Here is a 19057-nt window from a genome sequence, read left to right on the forward strand (position 1 = left end):
GGGAGGCATCACGCGTGATCGAGAGGGCATCGGGCTGATGCCCGACCAGACACGCGTGATGCCCGCTCAATCACGCGTGATGCCCGTGATCCGGGACGGAACTCGCGTGATCGGAGCCGGAACTGGTTCAGCGGAGGCGGGTCACGTCGCCGGTGTCGCGCCGGCGTTCGCCCAGCTCATCCGGGAAAACCCACTTCTTGAACCCCCAGAAGCGGAAGAACATCGCCAGCAGCATGCCGATGATCGACCCGCTCGCGAAGTCCGCTACCTCCTGCACCAGCCGCGTCACGTGCGGGACCTCGAGGTCGAGCACGTACCGCGAGACGTACAGCGGGATCAAGTTCACCACGACCGCGATACCGCTGATCACGAAGAACAGCGCGGCCTCGTGGTGACGTTCGCGGCCGCCGCGGGTGCGGAACGACCATTCGCGGTTGAGGATGTACGACACGATCGTGGCGACGATGATCGCGATGGCCTTCGCGGTGGTCGGTTTCGACTCGAGCACCGACAGCTTCAGGAAGTACCAGACGCCGTTGTCGACGAGGAACGTCGTGCCGCCCACGATCGCGAACTTCAGCAGCTCCCGGTGCTTGATCAGCACCGAACGCAGTGGTTCCGGCGTGCGCTTGAGCACGGTTTCCACAACGGTCACGCACCCCAGTCTAGGAGCACACCGCGTTGACCTGTGGTTCAGGCGACCTTGCGGCCGGGAATGTCCGGATCGTCCGCGACGGAAAGGGACACCCGGGCGTCTTCCTCCGGGAACACCCACTTCTTGAACGCCCACCAGCGGAACGCCGTCCCCAGCAGCGTGCCGATGACGATCCCGCTGACGAAGTCGGCCACCTCGACGCCGAACGCCGACAGGTGCGGCGCCTGCAGGTCGAGCACGTACCGCGAGAACCACTGCGGCAGCGCGTTCAGGCCCAGCGCGACACCGCTGATCAGGAAGAACAGCGCGGCCTCGTGCGCCCGCTCGCGGCCGCCGCGGGTGCGGAACGACCACTCGCGGTTGGCGACGTAGGAGAAGATCGTCGCGACGAGGACGCCGAGGATCAGCGCCGTCACCGGGTGGGTCCGCAGCACGGTGAACTTCAGGCCGTAGTTGACGGACATCGTGATCACGAAGCTGATCCCGCCGACAACGGCGAAGCGGAGGAGCTCGCGATGCTTTTTCAGCAGCTCGCGCACCGCGCGGACGCTACCCGGTCAGCCACCCGAAAGCCCGTTCGGGGGTGACGGTCGGCGGCTGGTCGCCCGGCTTGCCGGTCGGCCGAGGCGGCGCGCTCGTCGTCGTCGAAGACACCGGGGGCTCGGTGGTCGGCTCGGTCTTCGACGTGGTCGCCGGCGGAGTCGTCGACGTCGGCTTCGAAGGCTTTGTCGGCTTCGTGGGCGTGGTCGTCGACGTCGGCGGGGTGGTCGTCGGCAGCGGGTCCTCGCCGCACCAGTGGTGGTAACAGCCGAAGTCCACGGTCACCGGCGCCGCCGTGGCCTTGCCGAGCTTCGCGTTGATCGTGACGCGCCCGTCGTCGGGACGGCCCTTCAGCCGCACCCACAGGTTGACGTGCTGGCCGGGGGCCAGCGCGCTCTTCGTCGTGCAGCTCGCGCCGTCGCCGGTCGTCGTGCAGGGGAAGCCGCGCAGGCTCCACCACTGCCACAGCGGGTGGTCGAAGGTGACCGTGACCGGCTTGGTCGTCTCGCCGGTGTTGCGGACGCGCACGTAGACCAGCGGGTTGCGGGTCCAGGGGAACGCTGAGAGCCCGTCGCCCTGCGCCTCGAGGACCACGGCTTCCGGCGGCAGCTTCACGGTGACCTTCACGCTCACCGCGACGTTGATCTGCACGCCGGCGGTGACCGACCCGGTGACCGTGCCGCCTTGGGCGTCCTCGTCGGCCTGGAGCCGGAAGTTCAGCGTGGCGCTCTGGCCGGGCTGCAGGCCGGCGCCGGTCTTGCAGACGACCGTGCCCTCGCCACCCGGGCAGTTCACCGAAATCGGGGCGCCGTCCTGGGCGAACGCCATCGGCGCGCCACCGCCGCCCGCGTCGACCGCGTGCACGCCCGGCGGCAGGTTCAGCGCGGCGGCCACCGGCTCGGACGCGCTGCCGCCGTCGTTGCGGACGGTGAGCGGCAGGTTCAGCGCGGTGCCGGGGCTCAGCTCCAGCCCGCCCGGCGGCGTGGTCGCGGACACCGACGGCGGTGCCGGGGCGGGCGGCGCCGGCGGTGCGGGAGCCGGCGGCTCGACCGTCGGCGGCGCGGGCTCGACGGGCGGCGCCGGTGGTGCGGGAGGCGCGGGCGGTGCCGGTGGCTGCGCGGGCGCCGGAGGGGCGGGCGGCTGCGGCTTCGGCGCCGGCGGCTGGACCGGCTGGGTCGCCGGCGGCGGCACCTGGGCCGCGACGGGGATGTCCTGCGCCCCGCCGCCCGCGGTCAGCGCGATGATGACGGCCGCGACGACCGCCGTCCCGGACGCGGCGACCCCGGCGAACTGGCGGGGCCCCGCGGCGGCGGCCCCCGCGGCCGCGCCGGCCTTGCCCCCGGCCGCAGCTGCGCCGGCGGCGGCCGCCCCCGCGGTCGCGGCGGTGGCAGCACTGGCTTTCGCGGCGCCGATCGTGGCGAGGTAACCGAGTGCCGCGCCGCCCAGGACGATCGGGGCGATGATCGCGCGCAGCCCGCCGTTGACGTCGGCGAGCTCGGCGGCCAGCGCACGGCAGTTCTCGCACTCGTCGAGGTGGCATTCGACCTGGGCGCGTTCCCGCTTGGACAGCCCGTCGCGGGTCCACGCGCCGAGGCGTTCGGCGCAGGCTCGGCAGCGTTCCTCTTCGTTCTCCTGCAGGTGGACCTGCAGGTACGCCTGCCGCAGCCCTTCGCGTGCGCGGTAGGCGAGCGCGGAGACGCCGTTCGCGGTCAGGCCCAGCAGCGGCGCGACCTCGGCCGGGCTCTGCTGCTCGATCTCGGTGTGCCAGAGCACCGCGCGCCAGCGTTCGGGCAGCCGTGCGAAGGCCTTCGCGGCCATCGTCCGCTCGAGCCCGGCGACGGCGGTGTCGGAGAACTGCACGGTCAGCGCCTCGGCCGCCGCGCCGCCGACGTCGGTCATGTCCTCGTTGAGGTCGACGCGGCGTTCCTTGCGGGTGCGGTCGTACGCAGTGTGACGCAGCGCGGTCAGCAGGTACGCCCGGAAGGCGGTGTCCGGTCCCTTGCCACCACGGAGAGTGTCGAGCACCTTGGCGAACGCCTCGGACACGAGGTCATCGGCTTCGGAGCTCGAGCGGGCCAGCTGACGGGCGAGATTGTGCGCCGCGCCGGTGTGCCGTTCATAGAGTGGCCCGTACGACTCGATCTTCCCGGCGCGGACCTCGGCGATCAGCTCGGCGTCACTCTTTCCGCTGAGATCGGCGGGAACGGTGGACACGGCACTCCTCGGTCGGCTAGGGCCAGGACCTGCCATTACAGGCGAGCCCGCGGCGCGAGACAAGTGTGACTGACCCGCCCTGGGCCGTCACGTCGTGGTGGGGGTGTTGACTCCGTCGGCGGAGCAAAATCACCCACCTCCGGCCGGCTCCGGGGAAAACCTTCTTAACAAAAACTCGCCAGTACGCGTCACGGCGTCCATCGGGGTACGTCCTCACCGTGAAGCACCGACCAAGATCGACACGGACCGGACGAAAGGAGCGGGTGGCCAGTGGATCTTCCGGCTACGCGATCCGGCTCCGGTGACGTCCCGCCCGCCTCCGCGCACGCCGAGCGCGACCACGCTCTGCGCACGTTGCGGGCGCGCTGGCGCACGGCCAGCCTGGCCTCCGGCTGGCGCTTCCCGAGCGACTGGGCCCTGCCCGAGGTCGACGCCGTCTGCGCGGCGGTGACGGCCAAGGGCCGGGTGGAAGCCGCCGAAACGGCGTTGGCCGGGTTGGCCAGGGCCCGGGCGGCCGCCGGCGCGGGGCTCGCCGAGACCCTCGCCGACCTCGCGGCGCTGCACGCCGTCGTCGACCACGGCGGCGACGGGTTCGTCTCGCCCGACGTCGACGCGACCCCGGCACGGCTGCTCCGGACCACGGCGCTGGCCTGGGCCGACGTCGCCACCGACCAGCTCGTGCACACCGAGGTCACCGACCCGCTGACCGGCCTGCCCTCGGCCGCGTACCTGCGCACCCGGCTCGTCGAGGTCTACCAGGCGGCCGCCGCGCGGGAGCGGCCGGCGGCCGAGGACCACGTGCTGCTGGTCGTCTCGCTCGACCTCCGCACCGTCGCCGGTTTCCCGCGGCTGACCGGGATGATCCTGGTCGCGGACGCGCTGCGGGCGGTGTTCGACAGCGGGCAGAGCGTCGCTTCGCTCGGGCCGTCCGTCGTTGCCGCTCTGGTCCCGAAGGACGAGGGCGTCGCTTCGCACGGCGTCGCGCTGCGAAGAGCGCTGCACGAGCGGCTTTCGGTCGACAGCCAGCTGGCGGACGCGGGCCGGCCCCGGGTGTCGGCCGTGCGGCTGCCCGCCACCCACGAACTGGCGTGCGACCTGCTGGCCCGTCTCGCGCGGGCGTAGAACGTCCGGAAAGCCCGGTTCGCGCGGACCCTTCTGACCCCGGACGGGACCGGCCATGATTTCCTGGTGAGGTGACCCGGACCGTACCCACCGACGTCGACGGCGAAGTCGCGGCCAGATCCCAGCACCGCCTGGCCCTGCGCAAATCACTCGCCCGCCTGTCCGTACGCCCGCGGTCGATCCTGATCCTGCTGGTGATCCCCGTGATCGCGATCGGGTACGGCATCTACGGCTGGCAGCACGACTGGGTGCTCGGCGTCGACAGCGCGGTCTACCGCGCCGGCGCGCTGACGCTGCTGCACGGCGACTCGCTCTACGACTCCAACACCCTCGCCAACGAGCCGTGGTGGGCGCTGCTGCCGTTCACCTACCCGCCGACGGCGGCGCTGATCTTCGTCCCGCTCGCGGCGTTCCCGACGCAGATCTCGTGGGGCCTAATCACCGCCGTCTCGCTCGGCGCGATGGCCCTGTCGATCCGGATCGCGATCGGCGCGCTGCCCCGCCCGGCCGACGACGGGCCGCGCTGGTGGGCCTCGCCGGCCCGCTCGACCATCGTGTTCTTCCTGGTCTTCCTCGGCCTCGAACCGGTCTGGCGGACGATCTTCCTCGGTCAGATCAACCTGATCCTGATGGCCATGATCCTGTTGGACATGCTGGTCATCGGCGCGCGGGGGAGCCGCTGGGGCGGCGTGCTGGTCGGCGTCGCGGCGGCGATCAAGCTGACGCCGCTGGTGTTCCTCGGCCACCTGTTCATCACCGGCCGCCGCAAGGACGCGCTGCGCGGGCTGGCGACGTTCGTGCTGCTCCAGGGCCTGATGTTCCTGATCAACGCCCACGACGCGGCCAAGTACTGGACCATCACACTCCCCGACACCGGCCGGATCGGGCCGGTGCACTGGGCGGGCAACCAGTCGCTCAACGCGCTGATGAACCGGGCCACCGACCTCGCGCCGTGGGCGTCGAAGGCGGCGATGGGCATCGGCTTCCTGCTCGCGATCCCGGCGCTGTGGCTGCTCATGCGGTTCCACCGCAAGGGCCAGGCGCTGGCCGCGGTGCTGGTCACCGCGTTCTGGACGCTGCTGATCTCGCCGATCTCGTGGACCCACCACTGGGTCTGGGTGGTCCCGCTGATCGTGCTGCTCGTGTCGCGGCTGCCGAAGACCACCCCGGCGACGGCGTGGAAGCGCTGGGTCGGGACGTTCCTGGTGGCGTTCGTGTTCCTCAGCTGCGTGCTGCTGATCTTGCCCAATGGCCGCAACGTCGAGCTGCACTGGAAGGTGTGGCAGAACATCCTGGGGGACGCCTACATCCTGATGCCGGTCGTGCTGGCCGCGGCACTGATCCTGCGCTGGGGCCTGCAGCGGCGGGCGCGGAAGAAGGCCGCCGCGGACGAGCATGTCGACGTCGCGACCGGCGTCTGAGGCCCGCACCGGCTGGGTGCTCTCGGGCCTTCTCGCGCTGCTCGTTCTCGCTCTGGGCGTGGTCGTCTGGCTGGCCGGCTGGCACCTCGGCGCGGACAGCGCCGTGTACCGCGCGGGGGCGATGACGCTGGTGCACGGCGACCCGCTGTACACGCGGGACGTGCTGACGGCGCTGCCGGACTGGGTGCGGCTGCCGTTCACCTACACACCGGCCGCCGCGCCGCTGTTCCTGCCGCTCGCGCTCGTGCCGTCGGGCCTGGTCTGGGGCGTGATCGCGGTTTTGTCGGTGGTCGGCCTTATGGTCGTGATCACGGTGGTGCTGTCGTCGCCGGGGGGCTCGTCGCTTCTGGGAAGAAGCTGGTGGGCGCTGCCGGCGGGAACGGCCATCGCACTGGCGCTGGAACCGGTGTGGAAGACGCTGTTCCTGGGCCAGATCAACTTGATACTGATGGCGTTCGTGGTGCTGGACGTCCTGGTGCTGTCCGCTCGTGGGTCGCGGTGGGCGGGCGTGCTGATCGGCGTGGCGGCGGCGATCAAGCTGACCCCGCTGATCTTCGTGCCGCACCTGTTCTTCACGGGCCGGTGGAAGGACGGGCTGCGCGCGCTGGGCACGTTCGTGGCGCTCGAAGCGGTGATGTTCGCGGTCATCCCGGTCGACGCGGCGCGGTTCTGGCGGGATTCGGCGACCGACCCGAGCCGGGTCGGGTCGGTGCACTGGATCTTCAACCAATCGCTGAACGGGCTGGTCAGCCGGGCGTCGCAGCTGGCGCCCTGGTCGCTGGCGGTGGCGGTCGGGGTGGCGGCGGTGCTGGCCGTGCCCGCGGTGTGGCTGGTGGTGCGGCTGCACCGGCGCGGTGAAGATGCGGCGGCGTTGCTCGTCACGGCGTTCTACGGGCTGCTGCTGTCGCCGGTGTCGTGGTCGCACCACTGGGTGTGGTGCGTGCCGTTGCTCACGCTGCTGGTGTTCAAGGGGTGGTACCGGATCGCGGCGGCGGTCGCGGTGCTGTTCGTCTCGCAGGTCGTGATGCTGGTGCCCAACGGCGGCGACACGGAGTTCGGCTGGGGCCTGGGCTGGTCGGTCCTCGGCAACCTCTACGTGCTCGCGGCGGCGGCCGGGATCCTGGGCCTCGCGGCGCGCGAGGTTCGCCTGGTCCGGCGGTCACCGCAGGTCGTCACCGTTTACCAATCCGGCTGAAAGCAGGCGGACACACACCGGCGGCGGCCTGCTCACCGGCGGCTGTTCCGCCGTGACTGCCAGCCGGATTGGTAAAAGTCGACACAGTAGGCTGGTGCCCGCTATGGACAAACACACTGGTCTGCCCGTCGTGGGCATGGTGGGCGGCGGCCAGCTCGCCCGGATGACCCACCAGGCGGCGATCTCCCTCGGTCAGTCCCTGCGGGTGCTCGCCGCGGGGGAGAACGAAGCCGCCGGGCTCGTCGCGGGCGACGTCACGCTCGGGCACCACACCGACCTCGAGGCGCTGCGGAAGTTCGCGGCCTCGGTCGACGTGCTCACGTTCGACCACGAGCACGTGCCGGGTGAGCACCTGCTGTCGCTCGCGATGGAGGGTTTTGTCATCCGGCCGGCGCCGTCCGCGCTGGGCTTCGCGCAGAACAAGCTCGTGATGCGCGAGATGATGGCCGGCCTCGGCGTGCCGGGCCCCGCCTTCGCCGAGGTGTCCACTGTGGACGATGTGGTGAAGTTCGGCGGCGCGCACGGCTGGCCGGTCGTGCTCAAGGCGTCCAGCGGCGGTTACGACGGCCGCGGCGTCTGGATGCTGGACGCGGCGCAGCAGGCCCGCGAGACGGTGCCGGAGCTGCTGGCGGCGGGCACGCCGCTGCTGGTCGAGGAGAAGGTGGCGATGCGGCGGGAGCTGGCCGCGCTCGTCGCCCGCTCGCCCTTCGGCCAGGGCGCGGCGTACCCGGTGGTGGAGACGGTGCAGTCCGGCGGCATCAACACCGAGGTCCTCGCCCCGGCGCCGGGCCTTTCGGACGCGCGGGTCCACGAGGCGCAGGACCTCGCGCTGCGCGTGGCGTCGACGCTGGACGTCACCGGCCTGCTGGCGGTGGAGCTGTTCGAGACCGACACCGGGCTGCTGGTGAACGAGCTCGCGATGCGCCCGCACAACTCCGGGCACTGGACGATGGACGGCGCGCGCACGTCGCAGTTCGAGCAGCACCTGCGCGCGGTGCTCGACTACCCGCTGGGCCGGACGGACCTGGTCGCGCCCGCGTGCGTGATGGCGAACGTGCTGGGTGCGTCGGAGCTGCCGGAGATGGGGCCGGACGAGCGGCTGCACCACCTCTTCGCGCGCTACCCGGAGGTGCGGGTGCACCTCTACGGCAAGCAGGAGCGGCCGGGGCGCAAGCTCGGGCACGTCAACTTCACCGGTGAGCGCATGGAGGACCTGCGCAACCGCGCGCTGCTGTCGGCGCACTGGCTGTCCCACGCCGTCTGGCTCGACGGCTACGAGATCCACTGACGGGAGTATCGGGTATGGCGCCGCAGGTGGGCGTGATCATGGGTAGCGACTCGGACTGGCCGACGCTGGAGGCGGCCGGCGCGGCGCTGGACGAGTTCGGCGTCGAGTACGAGGTCGGCGTCTACTCGGCGCACCGCACGCCCCAGCGCATGCTGGACTACGCGACATCGGCGGTGGCCCGGGGGATCCGCGTGATCATCGCGGGCGCGGGCGGCGCGGCCCACCTCCCGGGCATGGTCGCTTCGGCGACAGTCCTGCCGGTGATCGGCGTCCCGGTCCCCCTCAAGTACCTGGACGGCCTGGACTCACTGCTCTCGATCGTCCAGATGCCGGCAGGCGTCCCGGTGGCCACGGTCTCGGTGGGCGGCGCGCGCAACGCGGGGCTCCTGGCCGTCCGCATCCTGGCGGCGTCGGACGAGGAGCTGCGCACGAAGATGGCGCGCTTCCAGCAGGACCTGGAGAAGCTGGTCCTGGACAAGGACGCGGCCCTGCGCGAGAAGACCGGCCACTAGAGCAGCGCGGCGGTGAGCTGGTCTCCGCCGGAGATGCCGATCTCCTTCAGCGGCCTTTCGTCGTCGAGAGCCTTCAGGCTGCTGTTCGCCCAGATGGTTCCGATGTCCCGAAAGAGCCGACCGGTCTGTCCGTCTCGCAGGACCCAGTCCTTGCCGTAGGTGTAGGGCCGCACGCGCGGGCTGATCGCGAAATATGCCGCGTTCAAGAGCTCCTTCACGGTTGTGTCGTCGTCGACGAGCATCTCCAGCGGAGTGGTGTTGAACGTGGCCAGATCGATGGTGACGATGCTGCGTTTCGCCACCGAGCGGAGGGAGGCGACGATTTCGTCGCGCTGGGTGGGCGTCGCGCCCAACGAGTCGAGTTTGCTGTTCAACTCTCCCAGCGACTCGGTGACCGCCGACTCCAGAGCCTTGATGCCCCTGCGCGAGTTCCGGCTCATCGCCTCGGCGTACTCGCCCACACTCGTGCTCTCGCCGAACTCCCGTGGCGCGTAAAGGACCTTGTTGTCGTGCCACAGAATCAGGAAGAACACGGCCGCGACGGCGGCCGGGAACACGACCGAGAAGACGGCCAGCATCCCCTGGATCCACCCGGTGGCCTGGGTGGCCGCGATCGCGACCACGACCTCGGAAAGCCCGAGGAACAGCGAGATGACCCAGAGCGGCCCGGCGACCTTCGGTGTCTTGTCGGGCCGAGGGGACTGTTCGGTCACCCGAGCCGCTCCCGCAGTTCCCGCTTCAGCACCTTCCCCGCGGCGGATACCGGGATCTGCTCGACGACGTGCACCTCCCGCAACCGCTTGTACGGCAGCACCTTCTCGTTCACGGCAGCCATCAGCTCGTCGGCGTCCAGCGCGCCTCGCGGCACCACGAACGCCACCGGCAGCTCGCCGACCTCGGTGTCCGGGCGGCCGACCACCGCGGCCGCCGCGACGCCCGGCATCGTGATGAGGAGCTCCTCGAGCTCGCGCGGGAACACGTTGTATCCCTTGTACAGCAGCATGTCCTTCTTGCGGTCCACGATGGACAGGTAGCCGTCCGCGTCGAGGATGCCGATGTCGCCCGTGTGGAGCCAGCCGTCGACCAGGGCGGCCGCCGTCTCTTCGGGGCGGTTGCGGTAGCCGAGCATGATCTGCGGTCCGCGGAGGCAGACCTCGCCCTTCTCGCCCGCCGGGAGCGGGTCCTCGCCGCCTTCGGCCCGGACGATCTTCACCTCCGTGTCGAAGATCGGCAGGCCCACCGAGCCGACCTTGCGCGTGCCCGAGACGTACGTCGGCGAAACCACCGCGCCCATCGTCGCCTCGGTGAGCCCGTAGCCCTCGCTGACCACCACGCCGGGGAAGCGCTCGCGCAGCGCGTTGATCATCGTGTGGTTCATCGGCGCCGCGCCCGAGCCGATCGTGCGGACCGACGACAGGTCGGCCGTGTGGAACGCCGGCGTCGCGAGCAGGGCGGCGAACAGCGCCGGCGCGCCGCCGATGCCGGTGATGCGCAGGCGCTCGGCGTCGGCGACGTAGGCCGCCGGGTCGAAGCGCGCGTGTAGGACGATCGTCGTGCCCGCGATCACCGCCGCGTTCAGGCCGCCGATGATGCCCATCGCGTGGAACCACGGCGTGAGGTTGATCGCGACGCCGGTGCCGAGCCGCGTCTGCCACTCGTCCTCGCTGCCGACCTGGTCGAGGGTGATGTCGCCCTGGGCGTCGAGCGCCGGCACCGAGCCGCTGCCCCAGCACGCGTGCTGCAACGTGTTGACCACGACGTTGCGGTGCGAGAGCCGCACGCCCTTCGACCGGCCGGTGGTGCCGCCGGTGTAGGCGAGGTGCGCGAGGTCGTCGTGCAAGGCGAGCTCGACGTCGGGGCGCGTCTCGGGCTGGCCGGCGTGGAACGCCTCGAACTCGGCGACGCCCTCGGGCAGGTCGGCGGTGGGGTTCACCACGACGGTCAGCCGCGCCGGGATCCGGTCGGCGACGCTCGCCAGCACCCCCGCGACCGGGCCGGACGTCACCACGGCCGCGGCCTCGCAGTCGGCGAGCTGGAAGGCGAGGTCGTCCGGCGGGAGCAGCGGGTTCGCCGGGCTGAAGGTGGCCCCGGCCAGCAGCGTGCCGTAGTAGGCGATCGGGAAGGCCAGGCAGTTCGGCAGGTGCAGCGCCACGACGTCACCGCGGCCGATGCCGCGCTCGCGGAGCGCGTTGGCGAACCGGCACGCGGCGCGCCAGGTCTCGGTGAAGGTGAGGCTGTGACCGTCCATGGCGAAGGCGGTCCGGTCGCCCCAGCGGGCGGCGCCCGCGGCGAGGATCGATCCGACCGGGACTTCGGGGTAGTCGAGGGAGGCGGGCAAACCGGGCGGCGTCGTCGGCGCGGTGAGCGGCATCACCCGACCGTACGATTTCTGCGGCCAACGACACAAGGACGCAGGCTGTGAACGAGCGCTAACATCGGCAGAACCCTCCCGACGTCGTAGAGAAGGTGACCGGAAGTGACCGAAGGCCTTTACCAGCTTGCCGAGGAGCACGAGGAGCTGCGGGCCGCGGTCCGGGCCCTGGCCGAGAAGGAGATCGCGCCGTACGCGGCCGAGGTCGACGAGAACGAGCGCTACCCGATCGAGGCGTACAACGCGCTGGTCAAGTCCGGGTTCAACGCCGTCCACATCGGCGAGGAGTACGACGGCCAGGGTGCCGACGCCGTCGGCGCCTGCATCGTGATCGAAGAGGTCGCGCGGGTCGACGCGTCGGCGTCGCTGATCCCGGCGGTCAACAAGCTGGGCACGCAGCCGATCATCCTGTCGGGTTCGGAGAGCGTGAAGAAGCTGGTCCTGCCCTCGATTGCGTCGGGCGAGGCTTCGGCGTCGTACGCGCTCTCGGAGCGCGAGGCCGGCTCGGACACCGCGTCGATGCGGGCGCGCGCCCGGCTCGACGGTGACCACTGGGTGCTCAACGGCACCAAGTGCTGGATCACCAACGCGGGCGAGTCGTCCTGGTACACGGTGATGGTCGTGACCGACCCGGACGCGGAGAAGAAGGCGAACGGCATCTCGGCGTTCGTCGTGCACAAGGACGACCCGGGCTTCTCGGTGGGCCCGAAGGAGAAGAAGCTCGGCATCAAGGGCTCCCCGACGCGCGAGATCTACTTCGAGAACTGCACGATCCCCGAGGACCGGATCATCGGCGAGCCGGGTACCGGGCTGAAGACGGCGCTGCGGACGCTGGACCACACGCGTCCGACGATCGGGGCGCAGGCGCTGGGTATCGCTCAGGGTGCGCTCGATGCGGCCGTGGCGTACGTGAAGGATCGTAAGCAGTTCGGTAAGTCGATCTCCGAGTTCCAGGGTGTTCAGTTCATGCTGGCCGACATGGGGACGAAGATCGAGGCGGCCCGTCACCTGGTGTACGCGTCTGCAGCGGCTTCGGAGCGTGGGGACAAGCGGGCCGGGTTCATGGCTTCGGCGGCTAAGACGTACGCGTCGGACATCGCCATGGAGGTGACTACGGACGCCGTTCAGCTGTTCGGCGGGGCTGGGTACACCCGTGACTTCCCTGTCGAGCGGATGATGCGCGATGCCAAGATCACGCAGATTTACGAGGGGACCAACCAGATTCAGAAGGTCGTCATGGCGCGGGCCCTGCTCAAGGGCTGATCGGCAGAACCTGCGGACACCCCCGGTACCCACGTGGTGCCGGGGGTGTCGGCGTTTGTGCCCGGGACCGCCGCGGCGCGGTCGGCCTTCGGGGTCCGGGTTCTCGGTGGCTTTGTCATGTGCGTGAGTGGCACTTCAGCCGCCGCGTGTCACTCATAGCAGGTCGAAGCCCGATAGAAAATCACTCACCAGGGGGAGTGTCCGGACATGTTACCCGCGCGTTAATAAAGTCGGTGACGCGGATCACCATCGGTTCACAGAGAGGTGAAACGGATGGGCGCAACGACGCGCAGGTGGCTCACGGCGGCCGTCGCTACGGTGGCGGCGCTGGCACTGGGGGCCAGTACCGGGCAAGCGGCCGAGAAGGAACCCACCGGGCCCGTGCAACCCAACATCCTCACAGCCGCGCTCTACTCGCTCGGTGCGCCCACCATCGCGCCGCCCGGGGCGAACGACTGGAACTGCAAACCCTCCGACAAGCACCCGAACCCCGTGCTGCTCTCGAACGGGACCACCGCCAACGCCTACGAGAACTGGGCCAACCTCTCCAAGAAGCTCGCCGACGCCGGGTACTGCGTCTTCGCCGGCAACTTCGGGGGCGCGCCCGGCAGCTTCCTGCAGACCGTCGGGCCGATCGCCGACACCACGAAAGCGCTTGCCGCCTTCGGGGACAAGATCCTCGCCGCCACCGGTGCCGAGAAACTCGATGTTGTCGGGCACTCGCAGGGCGGGATGAACATCCGGTACTGGATCAAGTACCTCGGCGGTGCGGACAAGATCAGCCGGCTCGTCGGGCTGTCGCCGTCCAACCACGGGACCGACCTCTTCGGCCTGCTCAGCACCCTCGAAATGATCCCCGGGGTGCCCGCCGCGCTCGGGACCGTCTGCCAGTCGTGCAACGAACAGGCCGTCGGGTCCGCCTTCCTCACCGATCTCAACGCCGGTGGTGAGACCGTCGACGGCATCCAGTACACCGTCATCCAGACCCGCTACGACGACGTCGTGACGCCGTACACCAGCGCCTTCCTGGCGCCGGCGCCGAACGTCAAGAACATCCTGCTGCAGAACGTCTGCGGGCTCGACTTCACCGACCACCTCGGCATCACCTACGACCCCGTCGCGCAGGGGCTGGTGCTCAACGCGCTCGACCCCGCGCACGCGAAGACGCCGCCGTGCGTGCCGGTGCCGCCGGTGATCAGCTGAGCTACGCCACATGAGACATAACCCACCGCCGGGGCGGATTTCCGCTCCGGCGGTGTCACGCTCGAAGCATGTACTGGCCGGTTCCGGCGTCCTGGACGCCCCACGACGAAGCCGAGCTGCTCGCCGGCTGGCGGCTGTGGCTCGAGCTGTCCGACCGCGCCTGGCCGACCGCCGCCTGGGACGGCACGCCGGCCGATGCCGTCCGGCAGCTGCGGGAGCTGCTGGCCGCGTGTGACGACATCGAGACGGCGTACCGGAACACCGCCGATGAGCCGTCGCCCGGGTTCCGGCGGCTCGTGCAGGGCCTCGTCGTCACGGCGGGCGCGGCGATCGGGCTCTGGTGGGACGACTTCGAGCAGCTCGACAGCGAACGCGCGGCGCTGCTCCACGACGACCTCGCGCGCTTCGCCGAGCAGGCGGAGCAGGTGCTGACGCTGCTCGCCGTCAACGGCGGCTGGACCGGGCTCGACGAGGTCCGCCGCCGGCCCGGTTCGTTCTAAAAAAGAGCTTTGAGCCGGCCGCGAAGCGCGGTGGCTCGGTTGATGCGATTGCTCCGGCTGTTGATGCCCGAGCGAACCCGTCGGTAGTACTCGGCCGCATCCGGTGGCGTGAATGACACTTTGGTGGCGTTGTTCACCTGTTCGTAGAAGCCGGTCATGATATTGCGCGTGTCACGTGGGTCCAGAGGGATTTTTTCGGTGTTGATGATCCGATCGAGTTCGACGACCGCGGTGAGCAGGTCACCCTTCTGCCAGATGCGATCCCTTGACTCGAACCCGCATTTCTCGATGAACTTGAACACGCCCTCCAGGCGCTCCTCTATCTCGTTCTTCGCGGGAAATGTGTCATTGAATCGCTCAAGGTAGGGCTCGTGTTCGTCGTCAAGATTGAAGTAGCCGCTCATCATGGTGACGATCAACGTAAGCACGAAACGGACATCGTTCATGCGACGTCCGTCGAGTGAGGTGAAGAACTTGTGCTTGGAAAAAAAAGAATGTGTGGCAATCTTCTCGGCGAACTGCTTCAGCTCGCCGTCAAACCTCGAGTGGTTCACTTCCATGGCGGTCAGGGAGTAGTTGGTCGAGTTGATGCGGTGAAATATGTCTCGCGTCTCGTGTTCGGTAAGGGGGCCCAGGTCTCGGACCACCACTTCGTATTCGAGGAATGAAATCTTTTCTTCTTCGGTCAATTCGGCGTATGGCTTGAGCTTGTCGGGTATGGCGAGATCACCTGTTCCGGTGAAGTACTGGTACAGTGTGGTGATCCGTTGTTGTCCGTCTACGATGAGCTCGGAACCATCGCCGGTGTCTGGGTTGACTTTTCCGGCGCTCATGAAGATCTCCGGAAAGGGTAGTCCGTGCAGTACGGTCTCAAGAAACGCGATCTTGTGGTCGTTCGACCAGACCAAGCGCCGCTGGAACGCCGGGTTCGGGATGACCACTCCGTCGCGTATTCCGGTCAGTAGCGAGCGAAGCCTCTTGTTGGTGGCTGAGGTCTGCATCTAGGATCCATACTCCAGTGGTCGGCACTTGTTGATCGCGTTGTTCTGGTATTTGATCAAGAAATTGACGTCGTGATATAAGGCGCCGGATACTTTATAGGGGCCGCCGACTTGTAGTCGCTGCAAGTTTCGGAAGAACTCCCACCACTCGTTGGTGAAGCCGAACTCCGGGCCAAGGGGGAGCTTGTCGGGTCTGATCCAGCCCCATGACAGGTAGGCTTCGAACTGGCGCTGTAGATGCCAGGCCGCGCCTGACATCTTGAAGTCGTGCAGCTCGTGCCATACCTTCTGGTACAGGTCGTGGTTGACTATTGCGATATCTATGTCTGATGAATCGCTGAAGGGTCGATAGCGTTTGTGGGGCGCGATACTGAATCCTAGCTTAGCGGATCCGACGACGAAGATGTCGGTCGACGTCCTCAGTGAGAAGTGGTCGGCAATATGTCGTTTGACGTTGAAGTGCTGGTCTTCATTGAGTGCATAACAACTGCCGTGCAGGATGTGTCGCTCGGTGAGCTCATTGTCGCTCTTCTCTGACAGTAGTTCTCGCTGGAACGACTCCACTGTCAAGCCGGTGGCGTGCCAGAGTTGCGGTGGTTGAGCAGTGTCCGTGGTGTCGGACTCCGGAGACCGGATCGAAGTGGAGATGCTCACTGTCGCCCCGTGGATGAGGATGAGGGTCGACATGAGGTGAAGTGACGCAGATGCACGGAACGACGCTAGCAGCCAGCTGATTTTTGCTGCTTCTCGTCTCTGAGATTGCGTATCGTGAAGGAAAAACCGCGGTCTCATTCGAACGAGTTGCAAGGGTTGCTCGATTGGGTGAATTATGCGGACAGTGAATACTGTTCGCGTTGATGGCTCAGGTATCGGTCTGGTTCCTGGCCGGTGCGTCGGGCCGGTGAGCAAGTCTGTCACAGCAAGTAATTAGGCCGCTTGGCCCAGCCGGGAGCCGTCCGGGGTGGGTACCTAGCGGGTATGAACCGGACATCAGAGGGCGCGAACCGGGCGGCGCAGGGCGCGCGCCGGACCAAGGCCAACGCCGACAAAGGCGCGAAGAGCGACACCGCGCAATGGCTCGGCCGGGCCGGGATGGCGTGTTACGGCGTGGTCCACCTCGTCCTCGCTTACCTCGCGCTGCAGGTCGCCTTCGGCGACAGCGAGCAGGCCGACCAGAAGGGCGCCCTCCAGCAGGTCGGCTCGACGGCGTTCGGACAGGTCCTGCTCTGGGTGCTCGCCGTCGGCCTGGTCCTCTACGGCCTCTGGCAGTTCCTGATGGCCGCCACCGGCTACGAATGGGTCAGCGGCGGGGAGCGGACGCGCAAGCGGATCGGCGCCGCGGCGCGCGGGGTCACCGTGCTCGCGCTCGGGTTCTCCGCCATCAAGCTCGCCACCGGCAGCGGGGGCGGCGGGTCGAGCAACCAGACCCAGCAGGAGTTCACGGCCAAGCTGCTGCAGCTGCCCGCCGGGCCGGCGCTGGTCGTCATCGCCGCCGCGGCCGTCCTCGGGGTCGCGATCGCCGCCGGGGTCAAGGGCTTCAAGAAGAAGTTCCTCGAAGACCTCGACACGAGCGAGCTGCCCGGGAAGACCAAGCACTGGATCGGCTGGGTCGGCATGACGGGCTACCTGGCCAAGGGTGTCGTCCTGGCCGTGGTCGCGATCCTCCTCGCCATCGCCGGGTTCACCGCCGACCCGAACAAGGCCGGCGGGCTGGACGCCGCGCTCAAGACGCTCGCCGCCCAGCCCTTCGGCACCGTGCTGCTCTCCGTCGTGGCGCTCGGCCTCGCCGCGTTCGGCGCCTACTGCTTCGGCGCGGCCTGGGCGCACAAGCGCTAACGCCGGGCCACCCGCGCGAGGTATTCCTTGCGGTCCAACGGGTTCTCGCCGGTCCGCGGCCGCGTCGGCGGCGGGCCGGGGTAGGGCCGGTAGTCCGCGAACTCGCTCAGGAATACGCCTTCACCCTGGCTGAGCGCCGGGAGGGCCTGCTCGAACGCGTGGACGTGCTCCGCGGGGATCGTGCCGTGCAGCGTGCACGACACCGGCCCGACGACGGGTTCGCCGGGCACCGCGCGCAGCTCGCCGAGCTTGAGCAGCACCGCGCTGACGGCGTTCGCCGGGATCTCCAGCTCGAAGCGGTGCACCGGCTCGTGCACCCGGGTGCCGGCCCGGTTCAGCGCCGCCATCAGCACCAGCGGGGTCATCTTCCGGAAGTCGCCCGCGGCGCTGATCGGGCTGAAGTACGCCGTGTGGGTCAGCGTGACGGCGCAGTCGAGCACCTCCCAGCCGTACAGGCCCTGGTCGAGGGTGGTGTGGACGGTCTCCTCGATCGCCTTGTGGAACGCCAGGGGCAGCGAGCCCAGCTGGACCGAGAGGCCGAACGTGACGCCGGGACCGGGTGCCACCCGCAGCCCGACCGTCGCGAAGAAGTACAGCCGCTGCTCCGGATCCATCTCCTCGAGCGCTTCCCCGCACCCGATCGGCTTCTCGACGTACAGGGTGCGCGTCTGTTCGAACGTGACGTCGAGGCCGGCGCCGTCGGCCAGCATCGAGCGCAGCACCTCTTTCTGCACCTCGCCGTAGAGCCGGACCGAAAGGTCGTGGCCGTGGCGGCGGACGTCGATCAACGGGTCCTCTTCGGACAGCCGGGTCAGCGCCGTGAACAGCGCCGACGCCTGCTCGGGCCGGACCGGCCGCACCACGGTCTCCAGGCTCGGCGGCGCGAACACCCCCTCGCGGGCGGTGCCGGGGGTGCCGAGCCGGTCGCCGATCCGGACGTCCCGCAGGCCGCGCACCCGGGCGACGTCACCGGCGAGCGCGACGTCGTCACCGGCGACTTCGACCGCCGAGACACGGCCGGTGAGCTCGGTTTCCCCGCGGTAAAAGGAAATCCGCTGCCGGGGCGCCAGGGAACCGGAGAACAGGCGCGCGTAGGCGATCTTCTCGCCGGCGCGGCCGCGGTCGATCTTGAACACCGTCGCGCGCAGCGGGCCGTCGCCGGCGCGCTCGGTCGCTGGGAGGAGCCCGGCCATCGCCGTGACGAGCTCCGCGACGCCGGCGCCGGTGATCGCCGAGCCGGCCAGCACCGGGTGCAGCGCGCCGCGGGCGACCTGCCGGACCAGTTCGGCGTGGTGGGCCGCGGGATCGACGCGGTTGTCCACATAGGACTCAAGGAAGGCGTCGTCGCCGTCGGCGAGCAGCTCGGCCAGCTCGTCGGGCGGGGCGTTCAGCGCGATCGCCCGCGGCGCCAGCCGAGCCCGGATCTCGCCCAGCAGGTCACGCGCGCCCGGCCGGTCGACCTTGTTGACGAAGATCAGCACCGGGATGGCGAGCCGGCGCAGCGTGCGCATCAGGACCCGGGTCTGGGCCTGCACTCCTTCGACGGCGGACACCACCAGGACGGCGCCGTCGAGCACGCGCAGCGCGCGCTCGACCTCGGCGATGAAGTCCGAGTGGCCCGGGGTGTCGATCAGCGTGATCCGGGTGTCGCCGGTCACGAAGGACGCCACCGCGGACCGGATGGTGATGCCGCGACGGCGTTCGAGCTCGAGCGAGTCGGTCTGGGTGTCACCGCGGTCGACGCTGCCGAGGCGGCTGATGGCGCCGGCTTCGAAGAGCAGGCGCTCGGTGAGGCTGGTCTTACCGGCGTCGACGTGCGCGAGAATGCCGATGTTCAGGGTTTTCACGGGTGATCCTCTGGGATGCGGGGGACAGGCCGGGTCGGACGGTCTGTCGGCGCATCGGGATCTCCTCACGGTCGTGGACGCAGGTCAGG

17 protein-coding genes are annotated in these 19057 nt (G+C 69.3%); 9 read left to right on the forward strand and 8 right to left on the reverse strand.

Annotation, left to right across the window (positions count from 1 at the left end; all coding sequences use genetic code 11):
* Nucleotides 1-127: 127 nt before the first annotated feature.
* From ACZ61C_RS21305 to ACZ61C_RS21315, 3 genes are read right to left on the reverse strand one after another with little or no spacing between them, the layout of a single operon-like run.
* On the reverse strand, nt 128-655 hold the full coding sequence (locus ACZ61C_RS21305) for a GtrA family protein (RefSeq protein ID WP_465309197.1): 528 nt from the start codon (nt 653-655) through the stop codon (nt 128-130).
* A gap of 38 nt (nt 656-693) precedes the next feature.
* Entirely contained in the window at nt 694-1194 is a 501-nt protein-coding gene (locus ACZ61C_RS21310; protein WP_465309199.1) for a GtrA family protein, read from the reverse strand.
* Nucleotides 1195-1204: 10 nt separating this feature from the next.
* The gene (locus ACZ61C_RS21315) at nt 1205-3409 is read right to left on the reverse strand and encodes a sigma-70 family RNA polymerase sigma factor (protein ID WP_465309201.1); all 2205 of its coding nucleotides are present in this window, start codon (nt 3407-3409) and stop codon (nt 1205-1207) included.
* Nucleotides 3410-3679: 270 nt separating this feature from the next.
* On the opposite strand from ACZ61C_RS21315, the gene ACZ61C_RS21320 reads away from it, so the two are divergent.
* The 5 genes from ACZ61C_RS21320 (at nt 3680) to purE (ending at nt 8947) form a co-directional block, all read left to right on the forward strand.
* Entirely contained in the window at nt 3680-4531 is an 852-nt protein-coding gene (locus ACZ61C_RS21320; protein ID WP_465309203.1) for a GGDEF domain-containing protein, read from the forward strand.
* A gap of 71 nt (nt 4532-4602) precedes the next feature.
* Nucleotides 4603-5952, forward strand: a complete 1350-nt coding sequence (locus ACZ61C_RS21325; protein WP_465309205.1) for a glycosyltransferase 87 family protein — start codon at nt 4603-4605, stop codon at nt 5950-5952.
* On the forward strand, nt 5927-7147 hold the full coding sequence (locus tag ACZ61C_RS21330; RefSeq protein WP_465309207.1) for a glycosyltransferase 87 family protein: 1221 nt from the start codon (nt 5927-5929) through the stop codon (nt 7145-7147). Before ACZ61C_RS21325 ends, ACZ61C_RS21330 begins: the two co-directional genes overlap by 26 nt.
* Before the next feature lie 103 nt (nt 7148-7250).
* Nucleotides 7251-8435, forward strand: coding sequence for a 5-(carboxyamino)imidazole ribonucleotide synthase (locus ACZ61C_RS21335; protein WP_465309209.1), 1185 nt, complete (start codon nt 7251-7253; stop codon nt 8433-8435).
* Nucleotides 8436-8449: 14 nt separating this feature from the next.
* Nucleotides 8450-8947: a 5-(carboxyamino)imidazole ribonucleotide mutase gene (gene purE / locus ACZ61C_RS21340; RefSeq protein WP_465309211.1), complete on the forward strand. Its 498-nt coding sequence runs from the start codon at nt 8450-8452 to the stop codon at nt 8945-8947.
* Here purE and ACZ61C_RS21345 read toward each other — a convergent pair.
* Both ACZ61C_RS21345 and ACZ61C_RS21350 read right to left on the reverse strand, forming a co-directional pair.
* Nucleotides 8944-9660 (reverse strand): hypothetical protein, encoded by a 717-nt coding sequence (locus ACZ61C_RS21345; protein ID WP_465309213.1) that lies wholly within the window; start codon nt 9658-9660, stop codon nt 8944-8946. The genes purE and ACZ61C_RS21345 overlap by 4 nt on opposite strands.
* Nucleotides 9657-11318, reverse strand: coding sequence for a class I adenylate-forming enzyme family protein (locus ACZ61C_RS21350; RefSeq protein ID WP_465309215.1), 1662 nt, complete (start codon nt 11316-11318; stop codon nt 9657-9659). Before ACZ61C_RS21350 ends, ACZ61C_RS21345 begins: the two co-directional genes overlap by 4 nt.
* A gap of 105 nt (nt 11319-11423) precedes the next feature.
* Between ACZ61C_RS21350 and ACZ61C_RS21355 the strand changes: the two genes are divergently transcribed.
* From ACZ61C_RS21355 to ACZ61C_RS21365, 3 genes are all read left to right on the forward strand, one after another.
* Entirely contained in the window at nt 11424-12581 is a 1158-nt protein-coding gene (locus tag ACZ61C_RS21355) for an acyl-CoA dehydrogenase family protein (RefSeq protein WP_465309217.1), read from the forward strand.
* Between the two features lie 273 nt (nt 12582-12854).
* Nucleotides 12855-13784 (forward strand): esterase/lipase family protein, encoded by a 930-nt coding sequence (locus tag ACZ61C_RS21360; RefSeq protein WP_465309219.1) that lies wholly within the window; start codon nt 12855-12857, stop codon nt 13782-13784.
* 68 nt (nt 13785-13852) lie between these two features.
* A complete protein-coding gene (locus ACZ61C_RS21365) occupies nt 13853-14284 on the forward strand; it encodes a hypothetical protein (RefSeq protein ID WP_465309221.1) in 432 nt (143 codons plus the stop codon).
* On the opposite strand, the gene ACZ61C_RS21370 is transcribed toward ACZ61C_RS21365, so the two are convergent.
* Nucleotides 14281-15285, reverse strand: a complete 1005-nt coding sequence (locus ACZ61C_RS21370) for a DUF262 domain-containing protein (RefSeq protein ID WP_465309223.1) — start codon at nt 15283-15285, stop codon at nt 14281-14283. The genes ACZ61C_RS21365 and ACZ61C_RS21370 overlap by 4 nt on opposite strands.
* Entirely contained in the window at nt 15286-15972 is a 687-nt protein-coding gene (locus tag ACZ61C_RS21375; protein ID WP_465309225.1) for a hypothetical protein, read from the reverse strand. It lies immediately after the preceding gene.
* A gap of 291 nt (nt 15973-16263) precedes the next feature.
* Between ACZ61C_RS21375 and ACZ61C_RS21380 the strand changes: the two genes are divergently transcribed.
* A complete protein-coding gene (locus ACZ61C_RS21380) occupies nt 16264-17121 on the forward strand; it encodes a DUF1206 domain-containing protein (protein ID WP_465309227.1) in 858 nt (285 codons plus the stop codon).
* Here ACZ61C_RS21380 and ACZ61C_RS21385 read toward each other — a convergent pair.
* Nucleotides 17118-18968, reverse strand: a complete 1851-nt coding sequence (locus ACZ61C_RS21385) for a GTP-binding protein (protein ID WP_465309229.1) — start codon at nt 18966-18968, stop codon at nt 17118-17120. The two genes, ACZ61C_RS21380 and ACZ61C_RS21385, sit on opposite strands and share 4 nt — an antisense overlap.
* Between the last annotated feature and the right edge of the window lie 89 nt (nt 18969-19057).

This window comes from Amycolatopsis sp. NPDC104587 (assembly GCF_055583645.1).